This window comes from Terriglobia bacterium (assembly GCA_020072645.1).
Taxonomy (GTDB): Bacteria; Acidobacteriota; Terriglobia; order Terriglobales; family Acidobacteriaceae; genus Angelobacter.
Genome location: JAIQGK010000014.1, coordinates 92,841 through 114,535, shown reverse-complemented (window position 1 = coordinate 114,535; position 21,695 = coordinate 92,841). Strand labels below are relative to the sequence as shown.

Annotated in this window: 17 protein-coding genes; 16 read left to right on the top strand and 1 reads right to left on the bottom strand. The window is 55.5% G+C overall.

Features of this window, described 5'->3' with window-relative positions; all coding sequences use genetic code 11:
* Positions 1-76: 76 nt before the first annotated feature.
* From LAO76_20935 to LAO76_20925, 3 genes are all read left to right on the top strand, one after another.
* Entirely contained in the window at positions 77-634 is a 558-nt protein-coding gene (locus LAO76_20935) for a DUF1697 domain-containing protein (protein MBZ5493390.1), read from the top strand.
* 553 nt (positions 635-1,187) lie between these two features.
* Positions 1,188-1,493 carry a hypothetical protein gene (locus LAO76_20930; protein MBZ5493389.1) on the top strand — a complete coding sequence of 102 codons (306 nt, stop codon included), beginning with the start codon at positions 1,188-1,190 and terminating at the stop codon, positions 1,491-1,493.
* A 146-nt stretch (positions 1,494-1,639) separates the two neighbouring features.
* Positions 1,640-3,739, top strand: coding sequence for a B12-binding domain-containing radical SAM protein (locus LAO76_20925; GenBank protein MBZ5493388.1), 2,100 nt, complete (start codon positions 1,640-1,642; stop codon positions 3,737-3,739).
* A 29-nt stretch (positions 3,740-3,768) separates the two neighbouring features.
* Here the strand turns inward: LAO76_20925 and LAO76_20920 are convergent, their stop codons facing one another.
* Entirely contained in the window at positions 3,769-5,142 is a 1,374-nt protein-coding gene (locus LAO76_20920) for a hypothetical protein (GenBank protein MBZ5493387.1), read from the bottom strand.
* 255 nt (positions 5,143-5,397) lie between these two features.
* Here LAO76_20920 and LAO76_20915 point away from each other — a divergent pair, with 255 nt between their 5' ends.
* From LAO76_20915 to LAO76_20855, 13 genes are all read left to right on the top strand, one after another.
* A complete protein-coding gene (locus LAO76_20915) occupies positions 5,398-6,576 on the top strand; it encodes a hypothetical protein (protein ID MBZ5493386.1) in 1,179 nt (392 codons plus the stop codon).
* 145 nt (positions 6,577-6,721) lie between these two features.
* Positions 6,722-8,209, top strand: coding sequence for a hypothetical protein (locus LAO76_20910; protein ID MBZ5493385.1), 1,488 nt, complete (start codon positions 6,722-6,724; stop codon positions 8,207-8,209).
* A gap of 377 nt (positions 8,210-8,586) precedes the next feature.
* Entirely contained in the window at positions 8,587-11,538 is a 2,952-nt protein-coding gene (locus LAO76_20905; GenBank protein MBZ5493384.1) for a hypothetical protein, read from the top strand.
* Positions 11,539-11,854: 316 nt separating this feature from the next.
* Entirely contained in the window at positions 11,855-12,841 is a 987-nt protein-coding gene (locus tag LAO76_20900; protein MBZ5493383.1) for a transglutaminase-like domain-containing protein, read from the top strand.
* A 304-nt stretch (positions 12,842-13,145) separates the two neighbouring features.
* Complete coding sequence (locus tag LAO76_20895) at positions 13,146-14,750, top strand: hypothetical protein (GenBank protein ID MBZ5493382.1); 1,605 nt, start codon at positions 13,146-13,148, stop codon at positions 14,748-14,750.
* A gap of 111 nt (positions 14,751-14,861) precedes the next feature.
* Positions 14,862-15,692: a hypothetical protein gene (locus tag LAO76_20890; GenBank protein ID MBZ5493381.1), complete on the top strand. Its 831-nt coding sequence runs from the start codon at positions 14,862-14,864 to the stop codon at positions 15,690-15,692.
* Positions 15,693-15,722: 30 nt separating this feature from the next.
* Positions 15,723-16,334, top strand: a complete 612-nt coding sequence (locus LAO76_20885; protein MBZ5493380.1) for a redoxin domain-containing protein — start codon at positions 15,723-15,725, stop codon at positions 16,332-16,334.
* A gap of 15 nt (positions 16,335-16,349) precedes the next feature.
* Entirely contained in the window at positions 16,350-17,324 is a 975-nt protein-coding gene (locus LAO76_20880) for a small ribosomal subunit Rsm22 family protein (GenBank protein ID MBZ5493379.1), read from the top strand.
* Positions 17,325-17,397: 73 nt separating this feature from the next.
* Complete coding sequence (locus LAO76_20875; protein ID MBZ5493378.1) at positions 17,398-18,063, top strand: TVP38/TMEM64 family protein; 666 nt, start codon at positions 17,398-17,400, stop codon at positions 18,061-18,063.
* Positions 18,064-18,120: 57 nt separating this feature from the next.
* Positions 18,121-18,771, top strand: a complete 651-nt coding sequence (locus LAO76_20870; GenBank protein MBZ5493377.1) for a TIGR04282 family arsenosugar biosynthesis glycosyltransferase — start codon at positions 18,121-18,123, stop codon at positions 18,769-18,771.
* A gap of 143 nt (positions 18,772-18,914) precedes the next feature.
* Positions 18,915-19,685 carry a glycosyltransferase family 2 protein gene (locus LAO76_20865; protein MBZ5493376.1) on the top strand — a complete coding sequence of 257 codons (771 nt, stop codon included), beginning with the start codon at positions 18,915-18,917 and terminating at the stop codon, positions 19,683-19,685.
* A gap of 291 nt (positions 19,686-19,976) precedes the next feature.
* Positions 19,977-20,471: a hypothetical protein gene (locus tag LAO76_20860; GenBank protein MBZ5493375.1), complete on the top strand. Its 495-nt coding sequence runs from the start codon at positions 19,977-19,979 to the stop codon at positions 20,469-20,471.
* Positions 20,472-20,773: 302 nt separating this feature from the next.
* Positions 20,774-21,688 (top strand): alpha/beta hydrolase, encoded by a 915-nt coding sequence (locus tag LAO76_20855; GenBank protein ID MBZ5493374.1) that lies wholly within the window; start codon positions 20,774-20,776, stop codon positions 21,686-21,688.
* Positions 21,689-21,695 lie beyond the last annotated feature (7 nt).

Below are 21,695 nucleotides of genomic sequence, written 5' to 3'. Positions count from 1 at the left end.
TTGCTTTTTCGGCGTCCACGTCTCCGTTTTTTTCTGCCGCATCGCACATGGTCCGTGTGGTCTATACTCTCTCGCTATGCCTGTCGTCATCTGCATGCTGCGCGGCGTGAACGTCGGCGGCCACAATCTGATCAAGATGGACGCGCTCAAGGCTCTCTGCTTGTCGCTCAAATTGAAAGACCCGCAGACCTACGTCCAAAGCGGCAATGTGATTTTCAACACTGAAGAGAAGGACTTGGCGAAACTTGGCACGCGGATCCAGGACGCGATTGAACGTAAGATCGGCTTCCGTCCCGGCGTAGTGCTGCGTACGTTGGCGGAATTGCAGCAGGTGGTGGCGCGGAACCCATTCGCCAAACGCAGCGGCATTGAGCCGGGCAAGCTGCTGGTCAACTTTCTTGCCGCCGATCCCGGCAAGGACGCCCGGGAAAAAGCGCTGGCCATCAAGATCGGGCCGGAAGAGATGCACCTCATCGGACGCGAAGCCTATATCTATTTCCCTAACGGCCAGGGACGGTCCAAATTTCCGTGGCCTGCCATTGAGCGCGCGCTCGGGACTTCCGGCACCGGCCGCAACTGGAACAGCGTGACCAAAATGCTGGAGATGGCGGAAAAGATGGAGCGTCCCGGTTGAGCCGCTTCACCCCTCGGCAGACAGCTGCGCGGCCAAGGCATAAAATCGGCAACTATTGACGCTAAAAATCTTCATAAAATCAGCAATTATTCACGTTAAAACCTAGAAGGGTGCATCCAGATCGGGTATATACTCCCCTCCTGTGTTTTCAGACTTTTGATGAACTGGAGGAACGACATGCAGGATGTCATCCCCGTAGAGCAAGAGTGGGCAAGGGCCCTGGCAAGATTCGTAGCCAACCAACTACCGGAAGCTGTAAGACAAGTTGGTGATATCCAATTGAACGCCGACCAGGTTGCTGTGCTACAGAAGGCATTTGAGAATACGTTGGTCACCAACATGGGTTGCGAAGTTGCTACCCCTTGAGTGGTCGCGGTAGATCAAGGGCCGGGAATAGCTGGCCTGTGGTGGATCAACATCATTCAGCCCCAGATCAGTGACACCCCATGAAAGTTTGAAGAGATAAACGTCAGTGTCCTTCATTCCGGTTTGACAGCCGGTAATTGCAAGGATCCGGTTCCGTGGCCAAAAATTTTGCTCAGGAGAGACGTAAATGTCAGAACCCAAAGATGAACAGAAAGGGTTTGATCGTCGAACTGTGATGCGTGGCGCGCTTGCACTAGGAGGAGCGTCTATCCTCGGTGGCGTCGCTGCTGTGCCCCAAAACGCCGTCATTTCGGAAAGAGAATGGGCCAGAGTTCTCGCAAGACACATGGCCAATCAGCTGCAGGAGGCTGCACGCACAGTTCCTGAACTGGGATTGACCGAGGCACAGGTTATAGAGCTCAGGAGAGCATTTGAGAATACGTTGGTCACCCACATGGGGTGCGATGTCCCTACTGACCCAACCCAGGCCTGATCGGCCCGCGCCTCACCGAGGCTGTGTCCGGTTAGCCTGTGGTGTGCCATTCGCAAGTGAATCGTTAGATATTAATGCTTGAGAGCGGGTCAGTTCGATCGAAATTGACCCGCTTATTGTTCATGCTCAATCCAAATAAGTGACCCATGAAGGTTTGTCTCATCAGTGCTCCCACAGCCAACCAGTTCGATCGCTGTGCCGTGGACGAAACAGAAGCAGCCCGCATCATGGGCGAGCTTGCGCCTGTCGGCATCCTGAGCCTTGCCGCCGTGCTGGAAGCCAAAGGCTTGCAGCCTCAAGTTGTAGACCTCAATCGCGTTTACTACGAGTGGCTCCGGGATTCGAACCGCGACAACGCCGATTTTTGCGGCTTTGCCGGAGATTATTTCTCCGCACGCGATTTCGATTTTTTCGGTTTCAGCACGGTTTGCAGCAGCTACCCGCTCACGCTGCGCATCGCCGCTGAGGTCAAGCGAACGCATCCGCAGTCAGTGGTTGTGCTCGGCGGCCCCCAGGCGTCGGTCGTCGATATCGCAACCATGCGCGCCTATCCCTTCATTGATCTGGTCGTGCGCGGTGAAGCGGAGCAATCCCTGCCCGAGTTGGTGAATGCTCTGGATGGAGATGGTTCTATTGCCGCGGTCCCTGGCATCACCTTTCGCCAGCACAAAGAAATCGTGCGCAACCCGGCTGCGCCCCTGATCGCGGACCTGGACGCCCTGCCATTTCCCGCTTTTCATCTATTTCCAGACGTTCGCCACTGCCGCCACTTTCCGTTGGAGTTGGGGCGCGGCTGTCCGTTTTCCTGCACGTTCTGTTCGACCAACGATTTTTTCCGCCGCAATTTCCGGCTGAAGAGCCCGGCGCAGATGATTGCCGACATGCGCCGCGTCAGGCAGACATACGGCGTCAACTCGTTTGAGCTGGTGCATGACATGTTCACCGTGGACCGCAAACGCGTTGTGGCATTTTGTGAGGCCCTGTTGGAGGCCAAGCGTAAGGACCCGGAAGACACATTCATATGGGGCTGCAGCGCGCGCACAGACTGCGTTGACGAAGAACTGATCGAGCTCATGTCGAAAGCCGGTTGCCGCGGCATCTTCTTCGGCATTGAGACTGGCTCGCGGCGCATGCAGAAGATTATCGACAAGGGCCTTGAGCTAAACGATTCCGCGGAACGCGTCCGCTCTTGCGACAAATTCAAGATTAATACCGCGGTCTCATTGATGGCGGGCTTCCCCGATGAGACCATGAATGACCTGCGCGATACCGCTGCGTTCTTTGTTGACTCACTGCGCTATGACCATGCCGATCCGCAACTCAGCATCCTGGCGCCGCTGGCCGCTACGCCCATCACCACGCAGCACAAAGATGCGCTGCAACTCAACGACGATGTTGCCGATATGTCCTATCGCGGCTGGCGGCAGGAGATTGAAGATCATGCGATGATCGCCGCGCATCCTGAAATTTTCTCCAGCTTTTACTCCGCGCCTCTGCCGCACCTTGACCGCGAATTTCTGAAGGAGCTGCGCGACTTTCTCCTGAATGGCATGAGGGCATTTCGCAAGCTGCTCCTGGGGCTCCATCAGGATAGCGGCGACATAGTGGACGTATTTCAGCAATGGCAGGCGTGGCGGACGAAGAACGGAACACATTTTTCCAATGGCGACCGCACCGCCTACTACGCGCAACCCCAATTCCCGGCGGACTTTCTTGGCTTTGTGCGGCTGCACTACATCCCGGTAAGCAAAGCGCCCCTTGCAATCACTGCGCTGGCGGAATACGAAGCGGCCTTGCTTGCTGGCGTTCACGAGTCGGAGCATGAAGCGAGCGGCGCGCGTCAAAATACCGGGCAACAAGCCGATGACAAACTCTCCTATGACAACGAGAACCTGCTTTCCCCGGAGAGCCGCCTGCGTTTGCTTCCGGGAGTAAAGGTCATCAAGCTACCGGCTGACTATTATGAGATTGTTCGCCGTCTGCGGCAAAGAAGCCCGTTGCATGACGTACCCAGTAAGCCGGTGAAGCTCGCCATCCGCAGGACTTCGGGCGGGCCGGCGGAAGTTCGACAACTCACCCCGCTCTCCGCAGAATTGCTGGACCTCTGTGAAGATGGTTTCACGGTTCAGGAGATTACTGGAGAATTCCTGCTGCGCAACATCGAAATTCCGGGCGTCCCGGCAAACAAGGCATGTCTGGCGGGGATTGAGATCCTGCGCCAGCAGCGCCTCATCGCACTCGTGTAGGCAAAGCGCCTGTCATAAGGCTTTCAACCTTACGGTTGAAGAACGGTTTTTCCGTGCGTGCCAATTCCTATCTCCATGAGAGTGTTTTGTGGAAACACCACATTCTGGCCCCGGGCGATGAAATGCACGTAGACTGACCGGCTGGCGCCAAAGGCCCCCATTGCCATGCCAAAGGCCTGAGACTTCACGACCAGACCAAGAGCGATGCCTACCAGCTTGAACCCGGCCGCGCCGCCACCAACGCCATGCTGTGATTGCCCGGCATCGTTCGCATCTTCGTCTTGATGGAACGACGTGGCAGCCAGGGCGAGCGAAAGGCCGGTTGAGAGATACCTGGTCTTGGGAGTGGAAGCCTCCGCGCCGCCTTCCGGATCAAGTTTTACATGAGCATCCTTGCCGGCCTGGACATTTTCCACGCTGGCCACTATCTTCTGCGCGACTCCATCAGGCGGGACAATCTGGCGAAACGCAATCCGAAGCTGCCCGTTGTGATGCAGGCGGGCGGCGGGCCGCACTTGCAGCACCACGCCTTTGATCCGGCTGCCTTCGGGCAGGATTAGCCGGTCGCCGTCAAACAAAGGTTGAGACATGACCGCTTCCACCTCAGCGCCTTTCTGCGTAGTGGCCGAATCAAGCGGCGTGATGAGCAAAGCGTGGATCAAGCTGCCTTGTGGGATTTCGGTCCCGATTGAAGCGGCCATCTGCGGCGTGAACGGCTCGCTGCCAAATTCCAGCGGTTCCTGCAATTCAGCAAAATAACTGGTTCCGGCGTCTAAATACTGTGGGCGGGCCGGGAGCTGGCTGATCGCATATCGCTCCAACCGGTGCACTTTGCCCGGTTCCTTGATCTGTTGGATGGCTTGCTGCCATTGCCGCCGCGCCTCCTGTTTTGCCTGGTCGATTTTTTCTGACACTGAGTCCTTGGCTGAGTTCTTCTTGTCGTTGCTGGTGCTTACCAACTGCATTACCTGGCCCGACCCCGGAGTGACTACAGCCTTGAACGGGATCGTTCGGCCTTCCGCCATCACGAAGTGATCGAATTCAACTTCAACCTTGCGCTCGGGCGTAAAGTCGGCATTTAGGATGCCGAGCGCCCTCTTTTTTCTTGAGATGGCCCCAACCCTTGTGATGTGGCCGTCAACTTCTGTACCTGCCGGCACCACCAGCCGGTCAAAGGCATAGACTGGCTGCACCAAACGGCCGTGGACCGGCTGTCCGGCTTTCCTGATCCGCACCTCACGGTCAAGTACGATTTGCAGAGGCGTATTTCTGGCAACCGTCAAAGCAATCGCCGGCGTAGATGCGGAGCGTGTGGAAAGCGCTACTGGCGAAGACGAATCCTGGCCCGCCAGGGCTGTAGATATGGTTAAGAAGACGAAAGAGATCAAACGCGGTGACATCATTGGCTTTTCCCCCCGCCTCGGCCGCCATGGGTCATGCTGGAAAAAATCCTCGGCAAGATCCGGGGGTCCTCGGCAGCTCTGGAGCGAGCATTTGTCCGATATCTTAACCGATTAAGACTTGGCCTTGCTATCCAAATTTTGTCGTCTTCGGGTTTTGACAATGCTGCATTCACCCCCCTTTAGACTGAATGGCCATTCAGTGTATCCTGTATCCACTTCTTAACAGCGCATGATCTTCGCTGAAGGGGCGCGTCCATGAGCACCATTACTGCTACGTCGAGCATAAGCACGCCAACCATCTCGTCCCGCGTGGAGGCCGTCCCGTGGCTGGTCTGGGCCAACGTGATTGCATCCATGTGTATTTCCACAGGGCTTTACTGGGACATTTCCTGGCATGAAACCATTGGCCGTGACAGCTTCTGGACTCCGGCCCATCTGCTGATCCAGTTTGGGGCGGTGCTGGGCGCGTTCGGCTCCGCCTGGGTGATCATGCGGACGACCTTTGGTGGCGATACAGAAGAGCGTCGAAACTCCGTGAACGTCCTCGGCTTTCGCGCGCCGCTGGGAGCTTTTATCGCGGCCTGGGGCGGCGGGGCGATGCTCACCTCGGCACCATTCGACAACTGGTGGCATGAAGCTTACGGGCTGGACGTGAAGATCATCAGCCCGCCGCACATGCTGCTGGCGCTGGGCATTGCCGGAATCATGTGGGGCGGCGCGATTCTTGGCGCCTCCTACCTCAACCGCGCGGATGGCGAGCAGCGCCTCAAGCTGCAGCGAGTTGTGTTGTTGATGGGCGGCTTTATCGTGATCCAGACCATGACGCTCAAGCTGGAATACACGAACCGCGTTCTGTTGCACAGCGCCATTTCCTACATGGTGATCGGAATTGGCACACTGCTCTTGCTGGAAGGACTGGCGCGCGTCACCGCACATCGCTGGGCGCGCACCATCATGACCGGGATTTACTCGGCTTTTGTCTTGATTCTTATGTGGGTGCTACCGCTCTTTCCCGCGCATCCCAAGCTCGGGCCAGTCTATCAGGACATTACGCATATGGTGCCGCTTCCATTTCCGCTCCTGCTGATCGTTCCCGCGTTCTTTCTCGATCTGCTTTTGCCTCTGTTCAAAGACGCGCCCAAATGGCAGTACGCTATTCTTGGCGGCGTGGCTTTTCTGGCGATTCTGATTGCTGCGGAATGGCCCTTTGCGACGTTTTTGATGTCATCCATGGCGCGGAACAGGTTCTTTTCCACCACTGATTTTCCTTACTTCGCGCTGCCGACCTCGCCCACGGTCAACCACGTCTTTGTTACCTGGGAACGGACGCCCGCTGAGTTCTGGCGCAACATAGGCCTGGGATTTCTGTTCTCCGTGGTCAGCATGTGGCTCGGAATTTACTGGGGCAATTGGCTGAAAAGAGTGAGGCGGTAGGGAAGATCGGGAGATCTGAATTGCCAAAATCGCCGGGATGGCCAAAGAATCCAGAGTGAAAAGCTCGGAACCGGATGATTTTCAATTTGGATTGTTTGGCAATTTTGGCACCGCTGGCAATACCGCGGGTCGATTTCAGGAGTCTATGAAGAAATTCATTCCATTCATTTTTATTTTGCTGTTGCCGCTGGCCGGGACTGCCCACGTGAACAGCCCCGACGTTTACTTTGACGGCTACGCTGGGCCATACCATCTATTGGTGACAATCCGCCCGCCCGCCGTTGTGCCGGGTGTCGCGCAGGTGCAGATTCGCACCGTTTCCAGCGATGTAAGTGAAATAAAGATCCTGCCGTTGCGGATGATCGGCGTGGGCGCAAAGATGGCGCCACTGCCTGATCCTGCCAAGCGCTCGAAAGATGATCCCCAACTTTTTACCGGCAGCTTATGGATCATGGTGCGCGGCTCCTGGAAAGTACAGATCGAGGTCACGGGACAAAAAGGCGTCGCGCAGCTCGACGTGCCTCTGCCTGCGGTCTCTACCAGTTCACAAGGGATGCAGACAGGTTTGGGAATCCTGCTGGCGTTTCTGGGGTTGGCATTGGCGGCCGGCTTTATTGGCATCATCTTCGCGGCCACGCGCGATGCAGCATTAAAAGGCGGAGAAACGCCTGCGCCCGCGCAAACGCGCCGTGGACGCATCGGCCTGGCCGTTGCCACGGCAATTGTGCTGGCGGCATTCATCCTGGGTAATCTGTGGTGGGGAAGTGAAGCGAGCGCTAACAATCGCCTGAATTATCGGCTTCCCAACATGACGACTTCGCTTACGGCTGGCAGCTTGCTGCGCTTGCATCTTGATAACCCCAACGAAGCTGAGCCAACGCGCTTCCGCACGGAGCAGCCGGATCGCATCCTTCTGGATGATCTCATTCCTGACCACGGCCATCTCATGCATCTTTTCATTGTGCGCATGCCGGATATGAAGACCTTCTGGCACCTGCATCCTGACCAGACCCAGCCCGGCGACTTCGCCGTGAAGCTGCCCATCATGCCGGAAGGTCAATATAAGCTTTATGCCGATATCGTTCATCACACCGGCTTTCCGGAAACACAGGTTGCCACGGTGAATCTACCGGCCATCACGGGAGAGGCGCTGACTGGCGACAATGCCGGAGAACTTGATCTGGCTCCCGCTGACAAAGTTGCGCAGCTTTCCGGCGGCTATCGCATGGTGTGGGAGCGCGATGATCTTTCATCCAAAGATATTTCTTTCAAAGACCGTCCTTTTAAAGCCAACCAGCCTTACTGGTTCCGTTTTCGCGTGGAAGATAAAGATGGCAAGCCGGCCACCGATCTTGAACCCTACATGGGCATGGCGGCGCACGCGGTTTTCCTAAGCACAGATGGCAATGTTTTCGCTCATGTCCATCCCGCAGGTTCGGTTTCCATGGCCGCGGTGAACCTGGCTGAAGGCGGTAGCGCAAAAGAAGATATGACAAACATGGAGCATGCCGAGCCTTCGGCAGAAGTTTCTTTTCCTTACGGCTTTCCTAAGCCGGGTGACTATCGAATCTTTGTGCAGGTAAAGTGTGCAGGGAAGGTGGAGACGGCAGAGTTTGTGGCGAAGGCGGAATAGATTTCAATCCTCTTCTCGTTATACAGAATGGCCTGCGCGTTCTGAACTATAACTCAAACTTCACAAATAATATATCTAAACAAAAACTAAATAACGGGCAACTGTAATGCAGATCCTATTATGAAACTTCGTCAAACGATATAAATAGGTAATTCCCATTATTGACGATAGCTTTACTTAATTCTATTGTTCGGCTGCTGCTAATCTAAGTAGCTGGACAGTTCCAGCAGTCTGGGGTCTCTTTGAAACACCAACAGGTGTGGTTCCCATCAATATCCACGTTTTACCGCTTCCATAATTTCATCAAACAGTTTGCGCCAAAGTGGGCGCCCAGATTATCGAGGGCCGTTCCCAGGCCTTTGCAAGCGACAACCAAGATGCTCAAGGCTTGGGCCATTGTCTTTGTCGCATTGAGTTCTCTTACTAGCTTCGCCCAGCAGGCCGGTCCCACCATTCCACCTGCAACGGGATCGACAGGATCAATACAAGTAGCAGGATTTGATCAGTCAGCTGAAAACTGCCAGAATGACGGCTTTGTTTTCGACGAAGGTTCCGTCACAATTACGATTAATGGAAATGACACGCACACAATCCTTTATGGCCCGACTGAAGCTGGGCAAACTAGCGTGGGAACAGTGATTGCGGTCCTGGTAAGCGACATCAATGCGAGTTCTCCACTAGTAACCGCCACAAATGCTAATCCGAACATCATTCTCAATTCCCGGACTGTTGGTTCAATAACCAATTACTCCATCGCTGCAAGCTCAGTCTTCAGCAACGCCGGTTGTACGGATCCCAACACGGGACAATTCACCCCATCCTTTACTCAGCCCTCATTCACATTGACGCCAAGCGGGCCCACTATGACGGGCGGCGCAGACGGTGGCGCAACCATCAACCCCAGATATGTGGTATTGGCTCTTGGTTATGCTCAGCCAGGATCAAAAAGCTCCGTTACTTACGGCACGACTACAAATGCCGGTACAAGCACCGAGATTGACAATTCATTTAGTGACAAGTCGAGTATTGAAATAACCTTAGGCGCCGGAAGTGACGATTTTGGATTCAAGATCGGCGCATCGAGTGCTGTCACCCAGGAGAAGGATACCTCCAATACAGTAACCATCAGTAAGGGGGCGGGACTGAGTATTTCAATTCCAGGAGTGGACACCTCTGGCCTCGCACCGCCTTTCGATGGTATCGACCATGATTTTGACTGGGTCTACCTGTGGCTTAACCCTGCGATCATTGTGCAGCAGGTTGCCCCCAACGGCTTGCCCAATGCCTTACGGTGGTCAGGGTATATTTTCGATCCAAACGACCCAGTGGGACAGCCGGAGATAGTGGGGCCCATTTATATGACTTGGCTAAAGAACCCCTCAACGATGCCCCCTGGTACCGCGGACCGTTTAGCGCGGGCTTGGGCGGGGCCCAATCAGGGGCTTGATGCCACCGATTTTCAAAATATTCTGGCGCTTGATCCATTTTCTAATGGTTCCGCAAATATAGATCCCACACGTTTTGTATTGGTGCCCGGCCAAACCCTGAATTATGAACCGGCGGCCAGTGGAGGAAATCCCAGTTCAGTGACTGTTCCGCTCACGTACACGTCCGAGTCGGCTCAAAGCCAGACAGGCACAACCACTCACGAAGTTAAGTTCACGCTGACTACCAACTTCCCAAAGATTTTTCTTCAGCCCTCAGTTGTAAGCTCCGAAACCATGACGTGGGTTGACAAAAGCAAACTAACTACCAATGCCAGCACAGCCCAATCTGCCAGTATGACCCTTGTCGGGCCGTCTGCCGGATATCAGGGGCCGACAGGAATTCAACTGTATCAGGACAGCGTCTACGGGACGTTCATGTTTGCATTCATCGAGTCGCCGACATTCAACCTGTCGGCATCGCCGAATTCAAGCACAGTCAACCAAACGGCTAGTACGACCTATACCATTTCCACCACGTCAGTTGATGGATTTACCAGTGGTGTCAGCTTCGGCCCGGTGACGGGACTTCCACCAGGAGCAAGCGCGACGTTTAGCCCTGCTAGCTTGACAAATACTCCTGGCTCCACAGTTCTCACGCTCACAACCTCGAATACGCCGGCAGGAACCTATACGCTCGACATCCCGGCCAGCAGTTCGATTGACACCCGCAATCTCACTGTCACGCTTATAGTTAATCCGCCTCCAGATTTTTCGATTTCGGCATCTCCGAGTTCGCAAGCGGTTCTTCCTGGAAATTGCACCAGTTACACAATATCGACCGCAGCTCTTTTTGGGTTTACCGGCACTGTAGCATTAAGCCAAAGCCCGTTGCCCACCGGAGTCACCGCGAGCTTCAGTCCACTCTCAATCAACGGAACGGGTTCTTCTGTGTATACGGCTTGCACATCGGCCGCTACCCCTGCTGGAAGCTATACCATAACTCTTACTGGGATTAACGGAAACTTGAACCACAACATCCCGGTCAATTTGGTTGTGCAAGATTTTGCCGTCTCCGCAACTCCAGCTTCGCAAACAGTAAATGCTGGGTCTAGCACTAGTTATACGATCTCTGTCTCAGCGTTGAATGGTTTCAGCGGAAGCACGGCCCTCAGCGTAAGCGGTGGATTACCTTCTGGCGCTTCAGCAACCTTCAGCCCCGCTTCGGTAGCCGCAGGGAGCACGTCGTCCCTCACGGTTAGCACGCTCTCATCAACTCCAGGGGGAACATACACGCTTGCGATTAGCGGCAGCAGCGGAGGAGTGGTTCACACTACAACTGCGGGTCTTACTATGAATGCAACCGGAGGCGTCACCATTTCCGCGCCGGCCAACAACTCCAACCAGAGTACTTCTGTTCGAGTGACGGCTTCAGCCACTGAAACCGGCACTACGATTGCGCAGATGCAGGTCTGGGATAACACAACCGGTGTAAGGCTGGGAATCAATAACGGCTCAACCATTGACCAGACTTACACGTTGGCGCCGGGCACACACCAGATCATTGTGGAAGATTTGGCTTCCGGGACGTTTGCGGTAATCCACACATCGAGCGTGACCATAACGGTTTTCGCCGACGGAGTGCACATTACTGCACCCGCGAACAACGCAAGCATTACCGGGCCTGTGCAGGTGACCGGATTCGCCACCGAAGCGTCCACGCAGATCGCACAAATGCAGGTGTGGGACAACACAACCGGTGTGAGGCTGGGCATCAACAATGGCTCAGCGATTGACCAAACGTACACTCTGGCGGCGGGCACGCACCAGATCATCATGGAGGATCTGGCTGCGGGGACGTTTGCCGTGATACATACAGCGTCGATAACCATAACGGTCCATTGAGGTAAGTGAAGTAAGGAACCGCAGGGGCTTCCGCAATAGGCTCAAGTCGCGATCTCGAACCGCGGCTGACGCTAAAAGCATGGGCTCCTGCGGTTTGTTTTTATCGCATTGCCTGCTTCCTCCCTTGGCTCTCAAGCTGTCTTCCTCTGCGTCTTCAGCCGTAAAGGCTCCTTTGCCATCTGCCTTTTCGCGGTGTACAATCCTTTCCGCAATGCTCAGCTTCTTCCACGGCTTCACTTGACGGCGCGTCCACCAAACCTCCGGTCGGACGTTCTTTACTCGTCAATCTCTGAAATAAGCCGAAAGGAAGCATCCCATGCCGCGCAGAATTTCTGCGGTCTCGTTTTTCCTGTTGTGCGCTGTTTTTGCCTTTGCTCAAACCAAGTCGCGCCACTTTGAGCTCAACTATTCTTTCACCGTCCGCATCACCGATCCCGGCAAGCCGCTCGATGTCTGGTTCCCCGTGGCCCAATCTGACCAGTTCCAGCAGGTGAAGGTGCTTTCCAGGAGCGGCGATCTCGCGCTCAAGGAAACAACCGAGCATGAGTATGGCAACAAAATGTTTTATGCCCACACGGACAAAGCCACCCAGCCCGAGTATCACTTCACCGTTAAGTACGATGTGGTGCGGCTGGAGCATCTGGCGGCTGTCTCGCTCAAGCAACCTGCATCGGATAAAGACCTGCAACGCTTTTTGCAGGCAGACAAACTGGTTCCTATCACCGGCAAGCCTGCCGAACTCGCCGCCGCCCAGATAAAGCCGGGCATGTCTGATCTGGATAAAGGCCGCGCGTTCTACGATTACACCTTCTCCACCATGAAATATGACAAGACGGGCACCGGGTGGGGGCGAGGCGATACGCTCTGGGCCTGCGACGCCAAACATGGTAACTGCACGGATTTTCATTCGGTCTTTATCTCCATGGCGCGCTCGCAGAAGATTCCCGCTCGCTTTGAAATGGGACTTTCATTGCCGGAGAACCAGACGGCTGGGCAGATTGTCGGCTACCACTGTTGGGCGGAGTTTTATACTCGCGACCGCGGCTGGTTTCCGGTGGATATTTCTGAAGCCTGGAAGCACCAGGAGAAGAAGGACTATTTCTTCGGCGCGCACGACGTAAATCGCGTGCAGTTCAGCGTGGGACGCGACGTGCAACTAAGCCCGGCGCAGCATGGCGATCGCGTGAATTACTTGATTTTCCCTTATGTTGAACTAGGGGGAGAGCCCTATCCCAATGTGGCAAATGCAATCTCATTTAGCGACATTCCCGGTGGCCGGGAGGCGACCCGGGCCGCAAGATAGATTAACAAACAATGAATTTTGCGCGGTTCGGTCCTGTCCTCGTCCGAACCGCAGTTTTTCCCGCCTGAGCAGCGTTATCTACTAAGTTTAAGATTTGTGACTCGGTTTTCTTCCAAATTTGGAAGGGCCAATGCCCAAGGTGTTGTATTTCCTTGTACATAAGTATGTACAAGTAAGCAATTATGGTGTGAAATTGACACGCGAGTTTCAGCCACAATTTTGGTTCCTGAGTTGCGAGAGCAGGGGACCGTATTATCACCTTGATGGGCCGACAACGACGAAGAAGCAGAGGAGAATAAGCTCAATGAGATTGCTAGAGAAGATGTGTTTCGTGGTGCTGGCCTCTGGGCTGGCAATGGGCCAGGCAACCGCAGCCAATAGCGGCTCTGCCGGGACTGGGTCAGTTGCAGATGAGCTGAAAGCATTGCGCGAAGCTATCAGCCAGCAGCAACAGCAAATTTCTCAACAACAACAGCAGATACAGACGCTGCAACAACAATTGCAGGACAAAACCTCAGGCACGCCGCACGTAGCTGACGCGTCATTGCATATGGCAACGCCTGCGCCTGCAACAACTGTGGTACAGGAAACCGAGAAGCCCAAAGAATCTCCGCTTTCATTCCGTATCGGCGGCACGGAGTTCACGCCCGGCGGATTCGTGGATTTTGAAAACATTTTCCGTTCCACCAATACCACTGGTTCAAGCTCCACCACCTTCGGCGCCATTCCGTACAGCAACACGGTGCAGGGGCATCTCACGGAATTCCGCGTTACCGGCCAGTATTCGCGGTACAACTTGAAGGTCACCGGCAAATACGGCGCCAACAACGTAACCGGCTATCTTGAAGGCGATTTCAACGGCAACGATCCGGCCAACGTTTTCGTGACGTCAAATCCGCATACCAATCGCATTCGTCTGTACTGGCTGGACCTGAAGCGTGGGAGCTGGGAGTTCCTGGCTGGCCAATCCTGGGGTTTGGAGACGCCGAACCGCAAGGGATTGTCTCCTAATCCGGCTGATCTGATGCTGACTCTTGGCGAGGACGCAAACGTTCACGTGGGCGTTCCTTATTCGCGCGCCGGACTGTTCCGCGCAGTATGGCACGCGAATGACAATTTCCAATGGGGCGTTGAAATGCAGAACCCGCAGCAGTACGTCGGTGCCGGCGAAGTGATCTTCCCGTTCGCCTTCAACGCGCAGTTGGGCCCGCAATTTGATGCCAACAACAACAATGGGACGCCCAATGCATTCCCGGACATTCTGACCAAGTTTGCCTATGATACCAGCCACATCCACTTTGAAGCGGGCGGCATAGTTACCTCGAAAAAAATTACTGTATTGCCGGTGGGCGGAACAGACTTCAACAGCCACAGCAAGGTTGGCGGCGGCGTGCTGGGCGGTGTCAATTTTGGGTTCAACAAAAACTTCCACCTGGTCGCGCACGGCATGTGGGGCAGCGGAATCGGCCGTTACATGATTGGATCCGGCCCAGACGCGGTGGTGTTCCCGATCGCGACCGGCCCGGGCGCATTTAATGCCGACCTCTCGCTGGTGCACTCCGGCAGCGTGATTGTGGGCGCGGAAACCACTGCGGGTAAGAGCCAGTTCGGTTTCTACTATGGTGGATTCTACTTCGGACGCAATTCATTCGTGGACGTCACCAATCCAGTGCCGAACCGCATTGCGGGTTTTGGTGGACTGAATTCGCCCAACAGCGCCAACCGCGCTATCCAGGAGGGTTCGATCGAGTGGACCCAGACTTTCTGGAAGAACCCGCAATACGGCGCGGTGCTGATGGTCACGCAAGCCTCTTACCTGACGCGCGCACCTTGGTTTGTGCCTATCGGAGCGCCCAAAAATGCGCACCTTGGTATGGGCTACCTGAGCATCCGGTACGTACTGCCGTAGTCTGAAACCTTTAACCTTGATTCGCAGAGCGCCGGTCCAAAAGCCGGCGCTTTTTTATTATTTAGGAAAGGCGCTAGTCTCGCAGTTTGCTTTTTCTCCGTAAAATTACTCATGGCATTCGTTCTGGAAATACGCCGCGCCGCAGGGCTGGCCATTGTGCTTGCGGCCTCCACAGCGATTTTTTCTCAGTCTGCAACTCAGCACGCGCACGTGGAACTGCTGTCGCGGCAATCATCGGTGAAGCCCGGCTCTGACTTGCAACTGGGGGCACATTTCATCCTGGAAAAAGGCTGGCACATCTACTGGATCAATCCTGGTGATTCAGGCCAGCCGCCTTCTTTCAAATGGCAGTTGCCTTCCGGCTTCAGCGCGGGAGAAATGCAGTGGCCGCGTCCCGAGCATTTGCAGCCGAGCAAAGAATTGGTTGATTACGGCTATGACAACGAGGTCTTGCTCCCGGTTACAATTCACGCGCCATCTGCGATCAGCGACCGCTCAGCGGAATTCGCTGCCGAAGCCAAATGGCTCATCTGCCGCGAAGTGTGCATTCCCGAGCATGCCAACCTGCATCTGACCTTACCCGTGTCGACAACCACCGACCTGGACCTGCAACATGCACAGCTTTTTGCAAAGACTGACAAACTCATTCCGCAACCGCTCCCATCAGGGTGGAATGCAAGCGTCACGTCGGGCAAAGATGATTTCTCCCTGACGATCCGCGTCGGCAAGCGCATCACCAAACCAGAATTCTTTCCGCTTGATCCGGGGCAAATCGATAATCCTGCCCCGCAAAAACTTCAGCCCATACCTTCCGGTGTCAGGATCACGTTAAAGAAATCCGATCTGCTTGTTAAACCGATCACAGCTCTTCGCGGCGTACTGGTGATTCCCGGCGGCCCTTCTTACCAGATTGAAGCGCCTGTGCGCCAGCCGATACAATAGTTGCCTATGGCACTCATAAAGGAGAGCGCAATGAACTTTCGGCGTGGTTTTATATTGTGGGCCTGCGCTCTGCCGGCGCTCGCGGCGTCGGCTTTCGCCGTCAAAGTCGGCGATCCCGCGCCCGGCTTTACCGCCGTGGACAGCAATGGCAAGCAGCAGCGCCTCTCTGACTACAAGGGCAAATTTGTGGTGCTGGAGTGGCACAACCAGGGCTGCCCTTATACGAAGAAGCATTATGAAAGCGGCAATATGCAACACCTGCAAAAAGAATGGACGGCCAAAGGCGTCGTCTGGCTCACGGTAATTTCCTCCGCTCCCGGAACCCAGGGCTTTGTCACGCCGTCGCAGGAAAATAATTATCTCAAGACAATGAACGCCGCTCCTACCGCCGTGCTGATGGATCCCGGCGGATCTCTCGGCCATCTCTATGCCGCAAAAACAACGCCGCACATGTTCATCATCGATCCTAACGGAACACTGATTTACAACGGCGCCATTGACGATCATCCTACCTCTGACCAGGGCGATATCGCTAGCGCCAAAAACTATGTTTCTGTGGCGCTTGAACAGGCGATGGGCGGAAAGCCGGTGGCGGAAGCGGCAACGCGTCCTTACGGCTGCTCCGTAAAGTACAAGGATTGAGGCCTCACTCACCCGATGCGCCTTTCCGCCGAGTTGCAGGACGCTATTCAGCGGGAGACTGATAAAGTAGATCGCCGCAAGCTGACGCTGGCGACGGCGCAACTTACCGAACACTATAAGGCCGCCGATTTTTCCAGTCCTGCCGTTGCCTCTGAAGCGCATCGCTCCGCTTATCTTGCGGTGCGATTTCCCGCAACGTATGCCGCTATCCAGCGCGTGTTTGCTGAAATCAAATTGCGCGCTACAAACCAGGAAATTGTTAGCCTGCTTGATCTCGGCGCTGGGCCGGGCACAGCTCTGTTCGCCGCCGCAGAACAGTTTTCGCAGCTTCAGCAAGCTACGTTGATTGAATCCGACGCTGGCTGGATTACAGTTGGCAAGCGTCTGGCCGAGCAAAGCGAGTTGACAATTGTCCAGCAGGCGCAATGGCTGAAGCAGGACTTGCGCTCTGGCCTTTCTTGCGAAAAGCATGACTTGGTGGTGATCTCTTATACCTTGGGCGAACTGCCGCAAGCCGCCGCAGAAGCCGTGCTCAACAAGGCATGGAAATGTGCGAGCAAGTTTCTCGTGCTCATTGAGCCGGGAACGCGACGTGGTTTTGCCGCCATCAACGCGGCGCGATCTGCCTTGATTGCGAATGCGGTTGCTCTCCTTGCTCCGTGTCCGCATCATTTCGCATGTCCCATGGCCGCCGCAGGAGACTGGTGCCATTTTTCCCAACGCGTGGAACGCACATCGCAGCATCGGCAATTGAAAGGCGGCGCGCTGGGCTATGAAGACGAGAAATTTTCTTATCTCGTTGCGGCCAAAAGCGCCGAGCCATCCACAGGAGCGCGCATCGTGCGCCATCCCGGCAAGCACAGTGGACACGTCAAGCTTGCGCTCTGTACTGCGGAAGGCAAAATCGAAAACCGCACGATTACGCGTTCCAGCAAAGAAGCTTACAAACGCGCCCGCAAAGCGGAATGGGGCGACCTCTGGATTGAATAACGCAAACTTGCCGCACAAATTGCTCCAGTCTTTCCAATGTCCATTCCAGGCCCGCATCTGAGATGATAGCCAGATGATTTTGCTCGCCAACGCGCTGCCATTCCTGCAATGGATGGTCGACTTCATCCACTGGGCCAAGGCCATGGGCGCAGCCGGAGGCGCGATCTACGCCGTCTTCTATATCGCCGGCACTGCGCTCTTCTTCCCCGGACTGCCACTCACACTCGGCGCGGGCTTTCTCTATGGCGCAATCATCGGCACGCTAGTCGTGTCGCCGGCCAGCGTTGCCGGAGCCACGCTGGCATTTCTTATCGCGCGTTATGTTGCGCGGGGCTGGGTCACGCGCCGTCTCAAAAAATATCCGCAGGCCGCGGCCATTGATCGCGCCATTGAAAAGAACGGATTCAAGGCTGTGGTTCTGCTTCGCCTGCAACCGGTGTTACCCTTTAACATCCTGAACTATGCGCTCGGGCTCACCAGCATCCGCCTGCGGGATTACATGCTGGCCTCGTGGATCGGCATGTTTCCCGCCACCGTTCTCTATGTTTATCTCGGCTCCATCATGAACGATATCTCTGATCTGCTGCGCGGACGGCCCAACTCCGGCATCGCCGGGCGTCTCTTACTATGGGGCGGACTGGCGGCCATCGTAGTTCTGGTATGGTGGCTGGGCCGCATCGCAAAAAAAGCGTTGCGCGAAGAAATGGGCCCCGACGCCGCCAGCGGCATGAAACAATAAGTTGCTTTTGTCGGCGCGAAAGCCAGCCATAATCTTGCTCCACAGGAAACCGATCGCATGCCGGAAGCCATCGTCTGCATTTTCGCTAAACCGCCAATCCCCGGATCGGTGAAGACCCGGCTCATTCCGGAGCTTGGTCCGGAACGCGCGGCGGAACTGGCGGAAGCGTTTCTTGAAGACACGGTCGCCATGGTCCGCACGGTCTCGTGGGCGGAATGCATTATTGCCGCCACCAAAACTTTTGACCGTCCTTACTTCAAGCCGGAAGAAGTCTGGCTGCAGTCTGAAGGCGACCTGGGCGACCGTCTGGAAAAAGTGCTGCGTCTGGCCCTCAAGCGCAAGCCCATTGTGCTGGCTATTGGCGCGGACAGTCCCGGCCTTCCCCCGGCTTATCTTCAAACTGCGCGCCACGCTTTGCAAAACGCTGACGCCGTGCTTGGTCCTTCCTCTGACGGCGGTTTCTACCTCATCGGCCTCAAGGATTGTCCCGTGGGCGTGCTGGAAGGAATCCAGTGGAGCCATTCCACCACGCTGGCCGCCACCACGCACAAGCTGGAACAGTTCGGCATGAAGACCGTGCTCATCAATCCCTGGTTCGATATTGATAGCCATGATGATCTTGAACGCCTCCGCCGCCAGCTTGCCGGCGATCCTGCCGCCGCGCCGAAGACCGCTGAACTGCTGCGCCGCATGTCGCAACAAAAATAAGCCCTACCACTGATTTACACTGATAAACACTGATCAAACAATGCTCCACGCATGGATCTACTGACAAACTGGCTTTTTCTTATCAGTGTGATCAGTGTTCATCAGTGGTAAGAATTGTTTTTTTGGGGCAAGATGCCGTCGAAATGAAACTCTCCGTGGTCATCCCCGTTCTGAATGAACGCGGCTCAATTCCCGCGACCATCGCTGCCTTGCGCGCCTGCCACGGCATCTCGGAAATTATTGTGTCCGATGGTGGCAGCACCGACGGCACTGTGCCCTGGCTTCAGGACCAGCCGGATATCGTGCTGGTGCGCTCCATCCGCGGCAAAGGCCCACAGATCAACGTGGGTGCCGCTGCGGCTTTCGATGTTCCAGACGCTGCCGGAATTTCCACGACCGCCGCAACCGCGTCTGCGTTAGCCCCTCCAGATATTACGCTGCTCATTCTTCATGCTGACTGCGTCATTTCCCAGCTCGCGATTGACGCTCTTCAAGCTGCGTTGGCTGACCCGCAACTTGCCGGCGGCGCTTTCTATGTTCGCTTTGCCGAGTCGCATCCGCGATCTCTGCGCCTTGTGGCCTGGGGCATTAACGTTCGCGCGCGTTTCCGCAACTCTGCCACCGGAGACCAGGGGATCTTTGTCCGCAAGTCCGTGTTTGATTCCATCGGCGGCGCGCCTGAATGGCCACTGTTTGAGGATGTGGAACTTGTGCGGCGTATCAAGCAGGCAGGGAAGTTCCGGGTCTTAAGGACGCCGGTCACGGTCTCCGGTCGCCGTTATATCGAACACGGCGTGTTTCGCACCGCGCTCCTTATATATTCTCTGCGCCTGGCTTACTGGCTCGGAGTCCCACCGCAGCGGCTGAAAAACTGGTTCAGGGACGCCAGAGGAAAGCAGAAGAGCGGAACTTAACGTGTAGAAAGAGGTGCGGGTGTGATGGGCAAGAAGCGGCCTCAGGGCATATTTCCCGAACTCCTTTGCGGCCTCTGCGTCCTTTGCGGTAAAAATCGTGCCTTCAGCTCTCGCCGTTTTACGACGTCTGACCCATGAAATGAAATCCTTAGCGCGGCTTTTTCCACATAGTGACGCGTGTCACAGATTGGTACCGTCGCACGGCTTGAAAATAATCATAGGTGTAGGTCAGGGGCGAATTGCAAAACATGCTCCGATATTGACTGCGTCTCTGGCCGGCTTGGAGTCATTATGAAACAGTCGCTTTTCACTCTTCTTGTGTTTTGCGCATTCCTTCCTCAAGTTTTCATGGGACAGGACGTCAAGATTGTCGTTGGGAACACGGTCGAGTATGGCCAGCGTCAGCCGATTCTCGCGCCGGGAACCGGAGCGCCGGCAACGCCCCTGACAGGTTTTGCCACGCCGATGCCCACGGCCGGAATTTCCAACCAGGGAAGGGCGGGCGCCAGCAGTTACGTTGAAAGTCCAGAGGGCGTGGTGACCGCGACCTATCCTGTGACACCGGTTGACCAAAACGCCCCGGTAGCGAGCGTTCCTGGATCGGCCGCCGCGGTGCAGAACCCGCAGGAGGAAACGCAGGAAGAAATTAGGCCCGTTGATCTGGGACCATCATCTTTTGTTGGCGCGCAATCGCCGCAGAAAAGCATAAGCCTGGGTGAAGTGGCAGCCAGTTACAAAGCAATCGGTCGATCAAAGAACATCCGTATTTTTTCGAACACAGATTGAAGATCTGCTCCCGATTCAGTGCCTGAGCTCTGCTGTATGCGCTGCCGGAAATATTGGAAGCCAAACTGCCATCGCGGACAGTATGGCATGTGCAGTGGCTCAGCCACAAAGTCGCGACCTGTTCGCAACTAGCCTTCGCTTTTGGCTGATTGCTATTTGCTAATTGTTGAATTTAGTGGCGTTCACGCAGATAAGGCTACTTATTTCCGATGTATATTTGGAGAGCCATGGAGTCCGCTCCAAAAGCTTTATAAAGTAACCGGGGGCAGGTGAACAAGGTCCAGCAAACACGGAAGCCGGCGATGGAACCAGCAGAAGAGTTGGAACATCTGGTCCTGGCCGCCAAAATCTCAGGCATTGAGGTGGAGGTCGTCTTACCCCAGACGCGTGAAATTACAACACCGCAAATGCAAATCCATTATCTGGATTGGGGCACCTCCGGTTGCCTGCCCATTGTCTTTCTCCACGGCGCCGCTCTCAATGCACATACCTGGGACGTTGTGTGCCTGGCGCTGCGGCAGCAGTATCATTGCCACGCAATGGACCAGCGCGGGCATGGTGAAAGCGCGTGGGCTGAGGACGGTGATTATAGCGGTGATGCTCACCGTGGAGATATTGAAGCCTTCGTTGATCAACTGGGCCTTGATCGTTTTGTCCTGGTGGGCCACTCGATGGGTGGATTCAATGCCTTTAACTATGCCTTTCACCACAGCCACCGGCTTGCCGCGCTGGTGCTGGTGGATGCCGGACCCAGCATGCTGGCAAAAGGCGCGAGGAGAATTTTTGACTTTGTATCGCAAACCGCGGAGTTGGATTCACTGGACGAGGTGATTCAGAAAGCCATTGAGTTCAACCCTCGTCGTGATCCCCGGCTTTTGCGGCGCAGCCTGCTGCACAATTTTCGCCAGAACGCCAGCGGCAAATGGACGAGGAAAACTGATCTCCGGATGTGGCACGGCAACAGAAACCGGGAAGCGGAGCGAAAGCAGCTGGAGGAACGCTTCCGGCAAGCTGCGCGGATCAACTGTCCCACGCTCATCGTGCAGGGCAGTTTGAGCGACGTCTTCACCAGCGAGGACGCACAAAAGCTGGCCAATGAATTTCGTGATGGACATTACGCGCAAGTCGGCGAGGCCGGCCACACGGTGCAAGGGGACAATCCTCGGGCCTTTGCGCATGTGTTAGGAGAATTCTTAGGCAGAGTCCTGCCGGAATAGGGCAACG